We start from the raw sequence: 13,921 nt of genomic DNA on the forward strand, positions 1-13,921 counted from the left end.
CCCTTGCACACTTGTTAATCTACTCTTTTTTTTAGCAATAACAACAAGGCCTGACATGATGTCAGGCCTGCATTACAATAAAAATTCTTTTTAAATCAACCAATTAGATAAAATCTGTAGCATAAAAAGCACATTTTCTGAGTGATCTTACGGCGCTAGATTACAGATCCTTGAGAGATCTCTCACAAACTCTATGGACGATCTCTTACGCCTAATGCACATTTGATTGATTATTTTTTAAACAGCAATCTCTATCTAGTCCTTTAGCCCAAGAACATCCTGCATATCGTAAAGCCCAGCCGGTTTTCCCAGCAGCCATTTGGCAGCTTCTATTGCCCCTTGCGCAAAACATTGGCGGGTTTGCGCTTCATGGCGCAGAGTGACCAGCTCACCATTTAATGCGAACACCACCTCATGGGTGCCGACGATATCGCCAGCTCGCATTACCGAGAAGCCAATCGCTCCAGGCTCACGCTCGCCGATACCATGTCTTGCCCATTCTGCCACTTCATTCAAATCCTGCCCTTTGGTTTCAGCAACGGCTTCGCCAAGTGCCAAGGCTGTGCCCGATGGTGAGTCTTTTTTATATTTATGGTGGGCTTCGAAAATTTCGATATCCGCCTTGTCACCCAATAATTGAGTAGCCTGCTTCACCAGCCCTAATAAACTGTTAACGCCAAGGCTGTAATTAGCGGCAAACACAATCGGAATGATTTTCGCCGCTTCACTAATTTTTTCCTTTTGCTCATCACTAAATCCTGTAGTACCTATCACCACCGGTGAGTTGGCACTTACTGCATGAGCCAAGGTTTCGATTGAGTGGTCGGGCAAACTGAAGTCAATCAGCACCTTTCGTTCGTTCAGGGTTACCGATAGATCATCTCCCACGAAAACGCCCTGCGGTTCCATGCCAACCAGGTAGCCAATATCGGTACCCAGCTTTTTATGTTGCTCACGTGCCATGGCACCGACAATCTCAACCTGCTGGTCATTGATAGCGGCTTTCAACAGCTCCTGCCCCATTCTTCCGGTGCAGGCATTAATTACAATCGGTGTCATTTATCTTTTATCCTGTCTGTAATGCTTCTTTTAATCCAATGCGCCTTCGGCTTGCAGTGTTTCGGCAATTTTCTCGGCCAACACTCGATAGCCCTGTGCATTTAAATGAATCTGATCGGATTTATATTTTGATGTTTTTAACAAATCCGAAAGTTCGCCGCGCATATAGGCCAGCTTATGTTCTTCGGCCAGCTCATCATAAAAATCAGCAACCGCCGAGAACAAATTCTTCTCCGGAACGCCAATCAGCAGCACCTGTACATTGCGTCGGTTAGCTATGGCAATCATTTCCGCCAGGTTCTGCTTGGTCTGGATCTGGTTATGGTTACGCAGAATATCATTACCCCCTTCCAGCAAAATCACCAGCTCGGGACTGTGTTGCTCAAGAACATCTTCAAAGCGAGCGAGCCCTCGATCGGTAGTTTCGCCTGATATTCCGGCATTCACCACATTCAAGCCCGTTATCTGCGACAGCTGACTTGGATAATTGCCAGCTTCTGAGGCACCTACGCCTTCTGTCAGGCTGTCACCAAAGGCTACGATGGTTGCCCCGGGAGTGAGCGGTTCTAACTTGGGATCGCCACAGGCGGTTAATAGTAAACCGCCAGCGACTAAAACAAGAAGCAGAAAATAGTGCTTTAAATTACCCATTAAGCGGCATCTCTTTTCTTTAAAAGTTTCACGAACCAGACGACCAATAATGAGAAAGAAATAGCCCCCAAAATCATCGCCATCACATCACTGCCAATCCAGCCAGTGCCAACGCCATCAGGCTTTTTGCCCTCGATAAAGGCCATAGCTGCAATGGCCACGCCGAGCAAGCCTTCGCCACCGACAAAGCCACTGCCCAGTAGAATGCCCTTTTCCCGGCGACTTTCTTTCTCGTCATCACTCTTTGTCTTTGTCTCAACCCAGTGACGAATTAAACCACCGATTAGGATTGGCGTCATGGTTGATAATGGCAAGTACACACCAACCGCAAAGGGTAACGATGGAACCTTGATCAGTTCGCAGGCGATAGCAATTCCCACCCCTATGGCAACCAATACCCACGGAAGGTTCTGCTCCAGCACTCCATCAATCACCAGCTTCATCAAAGTCGCCTGTGGCGCGGGTAATTCTTTACTGCCGAAGCCAAAGGTTTCGGCCAGCAGCAACACAGATAAACAGACAAAGGTTGCCGAAGTCAGCACGCCAATCAGTTCTGCCATCTGCTGTTTACGAGGCGTTGCGCCTAACAGGTAACCACTTTTTAAGTCCTGCGAAGTGTCGCCAGAAATTGAAGCTGCAATGGCTACCACACAACCCACAATCAAAGTCGCTGCTTTACCATTGGTATCAGTCCAGCCCATGGCCAGGAATATGGTTGCCGTACCTAACAGGGCTGCAATGGTCATGCCTGACGTTGGATTGGAAGTTACCCCAACCAGACCTACGATTCGCGAAGCCACAGTGACAAAGAAGAAGGCAAAAACCGCAACACAGATGGCTGCCAATAAGCGCGTGTCAATTCCACCGACCGCACCGAAGACACCAGGCATAAAGGTTAACATCAAGACCACCGCCAATATGCCAAAGAATACAACCTTGATCGGCAAGTCCTGATGGGTGCGTGGTTCTTTTATTACCTGCTCTTTTGGCGTATGAGTTTCTTCATCCACCTGCTTGACGATATTTTTTGCGCCGACCTTAAAACTCTCGACCATCACTGGGACACTTTTAATCAGGGTAATGATCCCCGCTGTAGCCACCGCACCTGCACCAATATAGCGAACATAACGCGACCAGATTTCGCCAGTGGACATCTCAGAAATTAGCTTGATGGGTTCTGGGAAAAAAGGAGCGGTCTGGGTATCGCCCCAGTAGGCTATGGCTGGAATGATGATGATCGCCGATAGCAAGCCACCGCCCACCATGACCCAGGCGATACGTGGGCCAAGTATATAACCGACACCAAATAATGCTGCCGACAAGTCAATACCGATAGCACCTTTTTTCAGGAATGGAATTTTCACCGCCGCATAGTCGGGGATGACCTTTATCCATGAGGTAAGCGTTTTAAATAGCGCCGCAGCACCCATGCCATAGAAAATGTATTTCGCCTTGTTACCACCCACTTCATTGGCCACCAGCACTTCAGCGCAGGCAGTACCTTCAGGATAAGGCAGTTTGCCGTGTTCACGCTCAATCAGGAATTTGCGCAATGGGATCATAAACAGAATACCAATCACACCACCGCTCATGGCGAGAATAGTCATCTGCAATAAGTCTGGTGCAACGCCCCACATAAACAGGGCAGGTAAAGTAAAAATCACACCGCTGGCCAGCGAACTGGACGCCGAACCGGTTGTTTGCGCGATATTGGTTTCAAGAATGGTGCTGCCGATACCGAACTTTGACAGAATCTTAAAGACAGCCACCGCCATCACTGCAACCGGAATTGATGTACTGATGGTTAGTCCGGCACGCAGTCCCAGATAGGCATTGGCCGCGCCAAAAATAATCCCGAACAATATCCCAAGACCAACTGCCTTAAAAGTAAACTCTGCGATATTCTCTTCGGCAGGAACATACGGCTTGTATGTCTCTCCCTCTTTCAAAGGCACATAGGCTTTACCATCTAAGCCCTTGTTATTATTGCTGCTCAAGCGCCGCTCCTCTTTATTCAACTGAAAATCATAATGGGCCTATTAAATAGAGGGGCGCATTAGCTGTCAAATTCCGCATGCACCCATCATACCCTTTATGTATTTGGTTTATGCTTCATTACTTTCTGTGACTCCTTGACCAGCTGCTTATACCCTTCGGTAGTTACCCAGTCGAGAAAGCGTTGGGCAATTGGCGACAGCTCTTTGGTATCCAGATAGCCCAGATACCATTGCGAATGGATTGGCAAGCCCTCAACCGGCAATACTGCCAGGCCCGCATCTTCTCCATACACCAGGGTGTAGGCCGATAAGATGGAAATCCCCAGCCCCGACATCACCGCATGGCGAATAGCTTCGTTACTTTCAATCATCATCCTGACATTGAGCTGCATATTTTTTTTCGCCATGGCCTGCTCAATGGCATAGCGGGTACCCGAGCCTTGCTCACGCAGCAAAAAAGGTAACTCGAGAAAAGTTGCAAGTTTTATTCGCTTCTTTTTGGTTAAAGGATGATGTTCAGGGGCAATTGCGACCAGTGGGTTATCAAGGAATTTGATTTTGACCAGCTGTTTGACTTCTTTCGGCGGATAGGTAAAAACATAAAAGTCATCCTGATTATCCATCATGCGATCGATGACCTGCTGGCGGTTACCCACGCTAAAATTCACCTCGACGTTCGGATACAGTTTATAAAACTCACCCAACAGGTGCGGAATGAAATATTTGGCGGTACTGACTACCGCAATCCGTAACTTACCAGCTTCAAGGCCTTTCAAGGCGCTAAGACGCATATCCAGATGCTCAAAGCTGTCCACCACTTCCTGAGCGGTTTTCAACACCTCCAGACCGGCGTCGGTAAACTGTAGATGCTTGCCACTCTGGTGGTACAGAGTCATGCCCACTTTTTCGGTAAGATTCTTCAGCTGCATCGAAACCGTCGGCTGAGTCAGATAAAGCGCCGCGGATGCCGCTGTCACCGAACCATGCTCACGAAGCGCCAGAAAGATTTGCAGTTGCCGCAGGGTTGCAATCGCAGCCATATAGATATTCCTCTATATCAAACTTAGATAAAATCGATTATACACTAAGTTTTAAACTCTTATAATAGCGCCCAAGTTCATAAATAATTTTGCATAATGTCATTTAATCGTACGCAAGCTTTTGAATTATTTACATCTTTACTGATTGTGCTTATCGGCAGCTGCTTCGCCATTTTTGGCTACAGTAGCTGGATGCTGGCCATTGTTGGTGGTGCACTGTTTGTCTTGAGCTTCAGCCGAGCGCTACGCAGCTCAAAGCGCCGCACTGACCGTCGCAGCAATACAGGCGAGGCCCAGCATGCAAATTGATATCGTTGTCGTTTTCTTTCTGCTTGGCTTTATTGCCACCTTCCTGAAATCTGACATCGATTTCCCAGAGGGCCTGTATAAGGGCCTGGTTCTATTCCTGTTGCTGGCAATTGGTCTGAAAGGCGGCTCAGCGCTTGAACAGTATTTCTCTGCCAGCCTGATTATTCAGGTAGTTGCGGTACTGGCCTTTGGCTTTATCCTGCCTCTGATTGCCTTTCCGATGCTGCGTTACTTTGGCCAGCTCGACCGGATCAATGCCGCCAACATTGCCGCTCACTATGGCTCGGTCAGCGTGGCAACCTACGCTGTTGCAGTAGCCTTTCTGGAAAGCAAGGGCGTCGACTATGAAGCCTACTTCCCATTGTTTGTCGCCATTCTTGAGGCACCGGCCATTGCGGTGGGTATTCTGCTGGCCAAGCAACGCAACAGCTCGGTAAATCTCAAAGGCCTGTTGCATGAATCACTTTTAAATCAAGGCGTGCTCTTGTTATTCGGTGGTGTTCTTATTGGTTGGTTGGCCGGTCCACAGCAGATGGCTTCGATAGCGCCACTGTTTAAAGATCTATTCCACGGCGCGCTGGGCTTATTCCTGCTGGCGATGGGACAGATTGCTGCTCGTCAAAGTAAGCACCTGATTGAGTACGGCACCTTCATCGCCACCTTTGGCATTTTAATGCCGCTGATTGGTGGCCTGCTCGGCGGCCTGTTGGCCTGGTCATTTGGACTTAGCGAAGGCGGTACCTTATTACTGGCGACACTAGGCGCCAGCTGTTCATACATTGCTGTTCCTGCGGCCATGTCGGTTGCGCTACCCCAGGCTAATCAAGGCGTGGCGATTACCGCTTCGCTGGGCGTGACCTTCCCGTTCAATGTTCTGGTCGGTATTCCGTTGTACTACAGCCTGATTCACAAATTACTTTTCAGTTAGGAGATTACTATGAGCTCTTCTCAAATCAGCCCTAAAGTCAGCATCATCATGGGCTCGCAGTCCGATTGGAACAGCATGCAACATGCCACAACCGTGCTTGATGAGCTTGGTGTTCCCTACGAAACCAAGATTGTTTCTGCCCACCGCACGCCAAATCGCCTTTACCAGTTTTGCGATGAAGCCGCAGAACGCGGCATCCAGGTTATCATCGCCGGTGCCGGCGGTTCCGCTCATCTGGCAGGCATGGCCGCAGCCATGACTTGGTTACCGGTTATTGCAGTACCCATGTCGAGCAAGCAACTAAAAGGTATGGACAGCTTATTATCAATGGTGCAAATGCCAAAAGGCGTGGCCGTTGCCTGTCAGGCGATTGGCGATGCTGGCGCATTCAACGCTGGGCTATTGGCCAGCCAGATTCTATCTTTGCACGATGCAACTCTAAGAACGGCTCTCCAAGAATGGCGAGCTAACCAAACGGCTTCAGTCGCCGAGGAGGTTTCACAGTGAGTTCAGCGAATGTAATCGATCTACTTAATTCGAACAGCTACAAGGTCGCGATTGTCGGCTCTGGCCAGCTGGCGCGTATGATGGCGTTGGCCGGTATTTCCATGGGCTACAACTTTGCCTTTTTATGCACCGAGCAGGATGACACCTCAGCGGTTCAAGGGTTGGGGCATCTGGTTCAAACTGATTACGCCAAACTATCAGCCAATGAAATCTACCTGCTGCTGGGCAAGCCAAATGTCATTACGGTAGAAAAAGAAGACCTAGATGTGGAACTGCTGCGCGCTTTAAATGAGCTTTGTCCGGTCTATCCAAATCCCGATGCGGTAGAAATCTCTCAGAACCGTCGCTCGGAAAAGAAATTCATCGAATCGTTAGGTTTTGACGTTGCCCCCTGGGCGGCAACTGATCATGTCGAATCACTCATGAATGCTGGCATCAAACTAGGGTGGCCGTTGATCATCAAACGCTGTTCAACCGGTTATGACGGTAAAGGCCAGTGGCGCGTTAAGAATCTACAGGAGGCGTGCGAAGTTCTTGAACAGGCCAACCCTAAAGATACTTTTATTGCCGAGCAGATGATTGATTTTGATAAAGAGGTGTCTATCGTCTCTGCGCGCGATCAGCATGGTAATATTATGCACTACAGCTTGACTGAAAATGTCCATAAAGACGGCATTCTGCATTACAGTTTTGCACCAGCTAAAGACGTCAGTGATGAAGTCATTGAGCAGGCAAAAAAAATAGCAAGTGCTGCGCTTGAAAAGCTGGATTATGTTGGTGTACTGACTATTGAGTTCTTCCTTAAAGATAATCAGTTACTGATTAATGAGTTCGCACCTCGCGTCCATAACAGCGGACACTGGACACAGATTGGCTGCAATTCATCGCAGTTCCACAAGCATATCCGCGCCATCAGTGGACAGGCGATAGCTCAGGCACCGAATAAAGGCTATTCAGCCATGGTCAACCTGTTGGGCAAAACGCCACTCGACAAGCACCTGCTTGATGATGAGCTACAGATTCACTGGTATAACAAGTCAGTCAAACCTGGTCGCAAAGTAGGCCACATCAATATCAATGATATGGATGCAGCCAAAGTTGAAGCCAAGCTTCACCAGACACTGCTTGATATCAATAATCCGCAGTCGTCATTAAGCCAGACTGGTTCGTGATTTCGGTAATTAAAGTAAGGACTAAAAAGCCCGCTATTTAGCGGGCTTACTATTTTTGGAAAGAGCTTCGGAAAGAACTTCAGAATGAACTTAACCAGTCATATTTTCCCAGAACTTCTTCACTCCATCAAACCAGCCTTTTTCCTTTGGACTGTTCTTACCGCTCGATAAAGTCTCACCAAATTGCTTCAACAATTCTTTCTGTTCTTTGCTTAAGCTGACCGGTGTTTCAATCACCACACGGCACATCAGATCGCCAGTATACCCAGCACGCATGGCCTTAACACCTTTGCCTTTTAAGCGGAACATTTTACCGGTTTGAGTTTCGGCTGGGATCTTGAGAGACACTCTACCGTCTAAAGTTGGCACTTCAATCTCACCACCCAATGACGCGGTGACAAAATTGACCGGAACTTCACAGTAAAGATTCGCGCCATCACGCACAAAAATCGGATGTTCTTTAACATGCACCTGCACATAGAGATCACCAGTAGCGGCGCCTGGACCACCCGCTTCGCCTTCGCCTGATAAGCGAATGCGATCCCCGGTATCAATACCGGCTGGAATTTTAACCTGCAGAGTTTTAGTTTTCTGCACACGGCCCTGTCCATGACAATCTGGACAAGGTTCCTTAATGATTTGGCCTGTACCGCGGCAATCCGGACAGGTTTGCTGTACTGAGAAGAAGCCCTGAGTCATACGCACCGCACCCTGGCCATGACAGGTACTACAGGTTGCAGTTCCCGTACCCGGTTTAGCACCAGAGCCATCACAGGTTTCGCAGTCAACCATGGTTGGAATGCGAATAGTCTTAGTCACACCAGCTACCGCTTCTTCCAGCGTAATCTCCATGTTGTACTGCAAATCGGAACCACGCGCCTGACGTCGGCCACCACCACCGCGGCGACCACCACCAAAGATATCACCAAACACATCGCCAAAAATGTCGCCAAAGTCAGCACCATGGAACCCGCCATGACCACCACCCATATTCGGATCAACGCCTGCATGACCAAATTGATCATAAGCCTGACGTTTTTGTGGATCGGTTAGAACTTCATACGCTTCTTTGGCTTCCTTAAATCGAGCCTCGGCTTCCTTGTCATCAGGGTTACGATCCGGATGATTCTTCATAGCCAAACGGCGATAAGCCTTTTTCAGCTCGGCTTTATCCGCAGACTTTGATACACCCAATACTTCGTAATAATCTCTTTTTGACATACTTAACTACTTTGGTTGTTGATCTCTGGCTGACTTACAGCTCACTACAGCAAACGCAGGACGGTATCCCAAGAGACCCTATCCTGCGTTATCGTTGTTCCATTTTCGACTTAAGCTCAATACTCAGCTTCCGCTTGGCTCTATACTCTAGCCATACTTAACTGTATAAAAAGCATGAAAATTTTTGTTCTGACGCGGCGTAACGCATAATGAGGAACGGAGCGCACTTCAGTGTGCGTGAGTACCGCAATATGCGTTACAACAAAGTCAGAGCATAAATTTACTGTTTTTTATCGTCTTTAACTTCAGTAAATTCCGCGTCGACCACATCATCAGCAGCGCCCTGGCCTTTCGCCTGCTCACCACCAGCCTGCTGGCCAGCTTCTGCCTGAGCGTTGGCATACATGCGCTCTGCTAATTTTGCTGATGCCTGGCTTAAGGCTTCAGTTTTGGCTTTGATATCGTCGATATCATTACCTTTGATAGCTTCTTCCAGTTCTTCAGCTGCCTTCTCGATAGCTTCTTTTTCGCCATCTTCGAAGGTGATGTTTTCATCTTTCAGTGACTTGCGAGTTGCGTGTACTAAACCATCAGCCTGGTTACGCGCTTCGACAAGTTCCTGGAACTTCTTATCTTCTTCAGCGTGCGCCTCGGCATCTTTAATCATTTGCTCGACTTCTTCATCGCTCAAACCTGAAGAGGCTTTAATCTGAATTGATTGCTCTTTGCCAGTGGCTTTGTCTTTCGCTGATACGTGCATGATACCGTTGGCATCTATGTCGAAAGTCACTTCAATTTGTGGCATACCGCGTGGCGCTGGAGGAATGTCCGCCAGGTCAAAACGACCCAGTGATTTATTCTCAGAGGCCATTTTACGCTCACCCTGTAACACGTGAACGGTTACTGCGGTCTGATTATCTTCTGCTGTCGAGAACGTTTGCGATGCCTTGGTTGGAATCGTTGTGTTTTTCTCAATCAGCGGAGTCATGACACCACCCATGGTTTCGATACCAAGCGATAGCGGAGTTACGTCCAGTAGCAATACGTCTTTAACGTCACCTGACAATACCGCACCCTGAATCGCAGCACCTACGGCAACCGCTTCGTCTGGGTTAACGTCTTTGCGTGGGTCTTTGCCGAAGAAGCCTGCAACCGCTTCCTGCACTTTAGGCATACGAGTTTGACCACCGACTAGAATCACGTCATTAATTTCTGAGGTTGAAAGACCAGCATCTTTAAGCGCCTGCTTAACTGGCTCCATACTGCGCTCAATCAAGTCTTCAACCAGCGCCTCTAATTTAGCGCGAGTCAATTTCAAGTTTAAGTGCTTAGGACCTGTTGCATCAGCAGTGATGTATGGCAGGTTGATTTCAGTTTGCGTGCTTGAAGACAATTCAATCTTGGCTTTCTCACCCGCTTCTTTTAGACGTTGCATAGCTAACGCATCGCCTTTCAGGTCGATACCCGAGTCTTTCTTGAACTCAGCTGCCAAGTATTCGATAACGCGCATGTCGAAATCTTCACCACCCAAGAAGGTATCACCGTTGGTCGACAATACTTCGAAGGTATGCTCGCCATCAACTTCAGCTATTTCGATGATAGAGATATCGAAAGTACCACCACCTAAGTCATATACCGCGATAGTGCGATCACCGCGCTCTTTGTCCATACCATAGGCAAGGGCAGCTGCAGTTGGCTCATTGATAATACGCTTCACATCAAGGCCTGCGATACGGCCAGCGTCTTTAGTCGCCTGACGTTGCGAGTCGTTGAAGTAAGCAGGAACCGTAATTACCGCTTCTTTAACTTCTTCGCCAAGGAAATCTTCCGCTGTTTTCTTCATTTTCTTAAGAACTTCAGCAGAAATCTGTGGCGGAGCCATTTTCTTGCCGTTTGCTTCAACCCAGGCATCACCATTATCAGCTTCGATAATCTTGTATGGCACCATACCCTTGTCTTTTTGAACGACGTCGTCTTTAAACTTACGACCGATCAAACGCTTAATAGCAAACAGGGTGTTCTGCGGGTTAGTCACCGCCTGGCGCTTAGCTGACTGGCCGACCAGAGTCTCGCCATCAGTAAAGGCAATAATGGATGGGGTTGTACGCGCACCTTCAGAATTTTCGATAACGCGAGGCTTGTCACCGTCCATAACGGCAACACATGAGTTTGTTGTACCTAAGTCAATACCAATGATTTTGGCCATCTTACTACTCCAAAAATAACGTTAAAACTTGCTTGAAACATATATGGGGTGCGGGTTTTGGAGATCAACCCCTTGAACTTACTTTTTTTGGGGTTAATTTTTGAGGAGATATAATCTTGTCTTGAATAATGTAACAATCATGAAGTTACGACGTTAATTCTGCCTAGTTGCTTCCTGCTCAAGGTCTGTCCAATCTGCTACATTTACTAAAATATCTTGTATATATTGTTTATCTAATACTATAGGTAAGGCAGGATATTCTTCGCTAAACTCTACAGGCTCTTGCCTTTCACCATTAACAATTTCTTTTACAACCAAAGGCAATATCATGATACTTGTTAATTCATTTTTAGAATCTACAGAGTAATCAATAATCGAACCAAAATACTTCTTTGTACAATACCCTTTATCAACTTCAACCCATATTGTCACAATTCTCTCCCTAATCCTTTTGGCCTTTTTGGCAGAATCTTTTGTAGTGGGTAACGGGTAAAGTGTAGGCTTTAACTCGTGATATCCTGAAAAATAGTTAAACCAGTCATTGTCGTACCTTAACCATTTATAAACGAATAAATAGAAGACGTTTTCTCTAGAGTTTTTCTTTTCATAGTAATAGCTTAAAAGGATAACCTTATGTAGAAGCCTTTCTCTCCACCACTGGAAAAACTTTGCTGATAATATAGCTATCAGCATTACAGCTATAAAGTATATTCCAAACTGGATTAATGACGGAAGTTGCTCGGAGGACACTAGAGTACCATTATTTGTTGCTACTAGCTCAAAGTAAATGAGGGGCTCAATCTTGCTTCCTGTCAAGAAAGGAGCTAGAAAACTGTTATTTAGGTAAATAGTAACCCCGTGTATTAACGGGCTAATTACTAATGCAAAACCACCCTGCTTGCCTAATAAATGCTCAGTCGATGAATTCCCACCAAGCACAAAAAAAACCCTGCCAAAAGTAAATCCTGGCAGGAGAAATAATGCTATTAAGATGGCAGGAAAAGCTATATTCAATATTATTTATACGGAAACTGTATCCGACTTCTTATCTCGTTCTTCTTTTTTACGATCTTTCTTAGCAGAAGTATCTTTCTTTAAGTTGTAATAATCCCTTAAAAGCTCTCTCTCAAGAATCTTTTGGCCTGCATTACCCACAAGAATTGACATGAGTAGCCTCCTATTTAACACATAAGTTTACTTATCTATTTCTACCATATCGAGCAAGATATTACCTTAAACAAAACACTGGTCATACCAGCTGCGTTTTTGCTCTTTACTGAAACGATAGTGTAACTTATTTGTCCTTATTCCATACATAATCAATATCCAGAATATAATAAATATCATGCTCTAATAATATAGTTTGTACAACACATAAAAAAAGCTGACCCGCAGGCCAGCTTTTTAGACATTTAAAGAAACCTCTAGCTAGGAGAGGCTCATGCAGAGCATGATTTTAAGAGGTTTCTTTATTTACTTCCGAGGCAAGCTTGTTGTGCTTTAGTTTTAATTTCCTGCGCTTTTGCCATATCACCATTGTTTTTGGCTTCGACTAAAGCTTCATAGTCGGTATTTTCAACCACACACTTACAAGTTTCTTGCTGTTTAGCACGAGCATCTTCAGATAACTGTTCAGACTGTGCTTTACAGGAGCGTAAGTCTTGCTGTTTTTTAGTCTCAGCTTCATTGGCATAAGATGTGCCAGCTAGAGCAAGACCAATTACTGCACTTAGGGCTAATAGTTTCTTTTTCATAATAATCACCTTCAATATCGTTTTGTTTCTATTTGGGGGAGGGGAACTTATCCGTAATTATTCAGCGCAGGCTTCTTTTGCTTCCTGCTTAATCTTTTGAACTTTTGCTAAATCACCTTTTTGCTTAGCTTCGGCCAAAGCTTCATAGTCAGTGTTTTCAATTTCACACTCACATGACTTATCAGCCTGTTGACCCTTTTCATTAGTCTTTTGCTGCGCTTTTGCTTCACATATACGAACATCTTGTTGCTTTAACGCATCTGCATCACTGGCGCAGGCTACTCCAGCAGTAAGACCAAAAATAACACTTAGAACCACAATTGACTTTTTCATAACGTTTCTCCTTTTGTCACAAGTGGACTTATGTTTTAGCACGCTCAAAAATCGATAAACATGACTCAATTCACACTCAATTCTTTGTAAAAATTATTTAGCTTTTTTATCGCCTTTTTGTGATAGCAAGCACTGCTTCAGTGGCTAATACCTCTCGAATTAGTTGCGAAACAACACACAAATGAATTTAATATAAATCATTGATATATAAGTAATTTTTAATGTTAAAAATGTCTACAGTGAATACTGTGTCACGATATTTAATGGAACTTTTAAAGATGGGAACCTCGGTAAAAAACCGTGGTCTGAGTGGAGATAAAAAACCTCTTTAAAGTTTCAAACCTTAAAGAGGTCTAGTATCAGAATTTTGTAACAACTGGGGGATTAATACTCAGCGTTGTGATAAATGTTCTGCACATCATCCTGGTCATTAGCCATGTCTAAAAATTTCTCGAACATTTCCAGATCCTCGCCTGAAATCTGAGTCATAACTTTTGGAACGAACTGAATCTCGTCAACTTCAAATTCGATCTCGCCAAAGTGCTCCTGCAGTGCCTGTTTGGCTTTGAAGTAATCGGTTTGCGGAGCAAAAACAGTGATTTTGCCATCTTCGTGCTCGATATCGGTGACGTCTACGTCAGCCATCATTAAGGCTTCCAGCGCACCTTCTTCATCATCGCTTTTAAAGACGAAAATCGCACTGTGATCGAACATGTGCATAACGCTGCCTTCAGTACCGATCTT

The 13,921-nt window shown here is 45.9% G+C and carries 15 protein-coding genes; 4 read left to right on the plus strand and 11 right to left on the minus strand.

The window, feature by feature from the left end:
- Positions 1–255: 255 nt before the first annotated feature.
- The 4 genes from dapB to HUJ19_RS01600 all read right to left on the minus strand — a co-directional run bounded on the left by dapB (position 256) and on the right by HUJ19_RS01600 (position 4,747).
- Positions 256–1,059: a 4-hydroxy-tetrahydrodipicolinate reductase gene (dapB, locus tag HUJ19_RS01585; RefSeq protein ID WP_290621826.1), complete on the minus strand. Its 804-nt coding sequence runs from the start codon at positions 1,057–1,059 to the stop codon at positions 256–258.
- Positions 1,060–1,089: 30 nt separating this feature from the next.
- A complete protein-coding gene (locus tag HUJ19_RS01590) occupies positions 1,090–1,710 on the minus strand; it encodes an arylesterase (RefSeq protein ID WP_290621827.1) in 621 nt (206 codons plus the stop codon).
- The gene (locus tag HUJ19_RS01595; protein ID WP_290621828.1) at positions 1,710–3,707 is read right to left on the minus strand and encodes an OPT family oligopeptide transporter; all 1,998 of its coding nucleotides are present in this window, start codon (positions 3,705–3,707) and stop codon (positions 1,710–1,712) included. The genes HUJ19_RS01590 and HUJ19_RS01595 overlap by 1 nt, the downstream gene beginning before the upstream one ends.
- A 95-nt stretch (positions 3,708–3,802) precedes the next feature.
- Complete coding sequence (locus HUJ19_RS01600) at positions 3,803–4,747, minus strand: LysR family transcriptional regulator (protein WP_290621829.1); 945 nt, start codon at positions 4,745–4,747, stop codon at positions 3,803–3,805.
- Between the two features lie 96 nt (positions 4,748–4,843).
- Here HUJ19_RS01600 and HUJ19_RS01605 point away from each other — a divergent pair, with 96 nt between their 5' ends.
- From HUJ19_RS01605 to HUJ19_RS01620, 4 genes are read left to right on the plus strand one after another with little or no spacing between them, the layout of a single operon-like run.
- A complete protein-coding gene (locus HUJ19_RS01605; protein ID WP_290621830.1) occupies positions 4,844–5,056 on the plus strand; it encodes a hypothetical protein in 213 nt (70 codons plus the stop codon).
- The gene (locus tag HUJ19_RS01610) at positions 5,046–5,984 is read left to right on the plus strand and encodes a sodium-dependent bicarbonate transport family permease (protein ID WP_290621831.1); all 939 of its coding nucleotides are present in this window, start codon (positions 5,046–5,048) and stop codon (positions 5,982–5,984) included. The genes HUJ19_RS01605 and HUJ19_RS01610 overlap by 11 nt, the downstream gene beginning before the upstream one ends.
- A gap of 9 nt (positions 5,985–5,993) precedes the next feature.
- Positions 5,994–6,491 carry a 5-(carboxyamino)imidazole ribonucleotide mutase gene (purE, locus tag HUJ19_RS01615; protein WP_290621832.1) on the plus strand — a complete coding sequence of 166 codons (498 nt, stop codon included), beginning with the start codon at positions 5,994–5,996 and terminating at the stop codon, positions 6,489–6,491.
- A complete protein-coding gene (locus HUJ19_RS01620) occupies positions 6,488–7,663 on the plus strand; it encodes a 5-(carboxyamino)imidazole ribonucleotide synthase (protein WP_290621833.1) in 1,176 nt (391 codons plus the stop codon). The genes purE and HUJ19_RS01620 overlap by 4 nt, the downstream gene beginning before the upstream one ends.
- 90 nt (positions 7,664–7,753) lie before the next feature.
- On the opposite strand, the gene dnaJ is transcribed toward HUJ19_RS01620, so the two are convergent.
- The 7 genes from dnaJ to HUJ19_RS01655 all read right to left on the minus strand — a co-directional run.
- The gene (gene dnaJ / locus HUJ19_RS01625; protein WP_290621834.1) at positions 7,754–8,884 is read right to left on the minus strand and encodes a molecular chaperone DnaJ; all 1,131 of its coding nucleotides are present in this window, start codon (positions 8,882–8,884) and stop codon (positions 7,754–7,756) included.
- A 280-nt stretch (positions 8,885–9,164) separates the two neighbouring features.
- A complete protein-coding gene (dnaK, locus tag HUJ19_RS01630; RefSeq protein WP_290621835.1) occupies positions 9,165–11,090 on the minus strand; it encodes a molecular chaperone DnaK in 1,926 nt (641 codons plus the stop codon).
- Positions 11,091–11,243: 153 nt separating this feature from the next.
- A complete protein-coding gene (locus tag HUJ19_RS01635; protein ID WP_290621836.1) occupies positions 11,244–12,104 on the minus strand; it encodes a hypothetical protein in 861 nt (286 codons plus the stop codon).
- 6 nt (positions 12,105–12,110) lie between these two features.
- Positions 12,111–12,257, minus strand: a complete 147-nt coding sequence (locus HUJ19_RS01640) for a hypothetical protein (RefSeq protein WP_290621837.1) — start codon at positions 12,255–12,257, stop codon at positions 12,111–12,113.
- Between the two features lie 302 nt (positions 12,258–12,559).
- Positions 12,560–12,844 carry a hypothetical protein gene (locus tag HUJ19_RS01645; protein WP_290621838.1) on the minus strand — a complete coding sequence of 95 codons (285 nt, stop codon included), beginning with the start codon at positions 12,842–12,844 and terminating at the stop codon, positions 12,560–12,562.
- Between the two features lie 57 nt (positions 12,845–12,901).
- Positions 12,902–13,177 carry a hypothetical protein gene (locus HUJ19_RS01650; protein WP_290621839.1) on the minus strand — a complete coding sequence of 92 codons (276 nt, stop codon included), beginning with the start codon at positions 13,175–13,177 and terminating at the stop codon, positions 12,902–12,904.
- Between the two features lie 384 nt (positions 13,178–13,561).
- Positions 13,562–13,921: YebC/PmpR family DNA-binding transcriptional regulator (locus HUJ19_RS01655; protein ID WP_290621840.1), on the minus strand; the 360-nt coding region annotated here is incomplete at its 5' end.

Origin of the sequence: Kangiella sp., from assembly GCF_014762745.1 — a bacterium.
In the GTDB taxonomy this organism is placed as follows: Bacteria; Pseudomonadota; Gammaproteobacteria; order Enterobacterales; family Kangiellaceae; genus Kangiella.

Bases quoted from the DNA above. Each gene is read 5' to 3' on its own strand.
- HUJ19_RS01645 (WP_290621838.1), bottom strand. From the start codon at position 12,844: ATGAAAAAGAAACTATTAGCCCTAAGTGCAGTAATTGGTCTTGCTCTA.
- HUJ19_RS01650 (WP_290621839.1), bottom strand. From the start codon at position 13,177: ATGAAAAAGTCAATTGTGGTTCTAAGTGTTATTTTTGGTCTTACTGCT.
- HUJ19_RS01600 (WP_290621829.1), bottom strand. From the start codon at position 4,747: ATGGCTGCGATTGCAACCCTGCGGCAACTGCAAATCTTTCTGGCGCTT.
- HUJ19_RS01610 (WP_290621831.1), top strand. From the start codon at position 5,046: ATGCAAATTGATATCGTTGTCGTTTTCTTTCTGCTTGGCTTTATTGCC.
- dapB (WP_290621826.1), bottom strand. From the start codon at position 1,059: ATGACACCGATTGTAATTAATGCCTGCACCGGAAGAATGGGGCAGGAG.
- purE (WP_290621832.1), top strand. From the start codon at position 5,994: ATGAGCTCTTCTCAAATCAGCCCTAAAGTCAGCATCATCATGGGCTCG.
- dnaK (WP_290621835.1), bottom strand. From the start codon at position 11,090: ATGGCCAAAATCATTGGTATTGACTTAGGTACAACAAACTCATGTGTT.
- HUJ19_RS01590 (WP_290621827.1), bottom strand. From the start codon at position 1,710: ATGGGTAATTTAAAGCACTATTTTCTGCTTCTTGTTTTAGTCGCTGGC.
- dnaJ (WP_290621834.1), bottom strand. From the start codon at position 8,884: ATGTCAAAAAGAGATTATTACGAAGTATTGGGTGTATCAAAGTCTGCG.
- HUJ19_RS01605 (WP_290621830.1), top strand. From the start codon at position 4,844: ATGTCATTTAATCGTACGCAAGCTTTTGAATTATTTACATCTTTACTG.
- HUJ19_RS01640 (WP_290621837.1), bottom strand. From the start codon at position 12,257: ATGTCAATTCTTGTGGGTAATGCAGGCCAAAAGATTCTTGAGAGAGAG.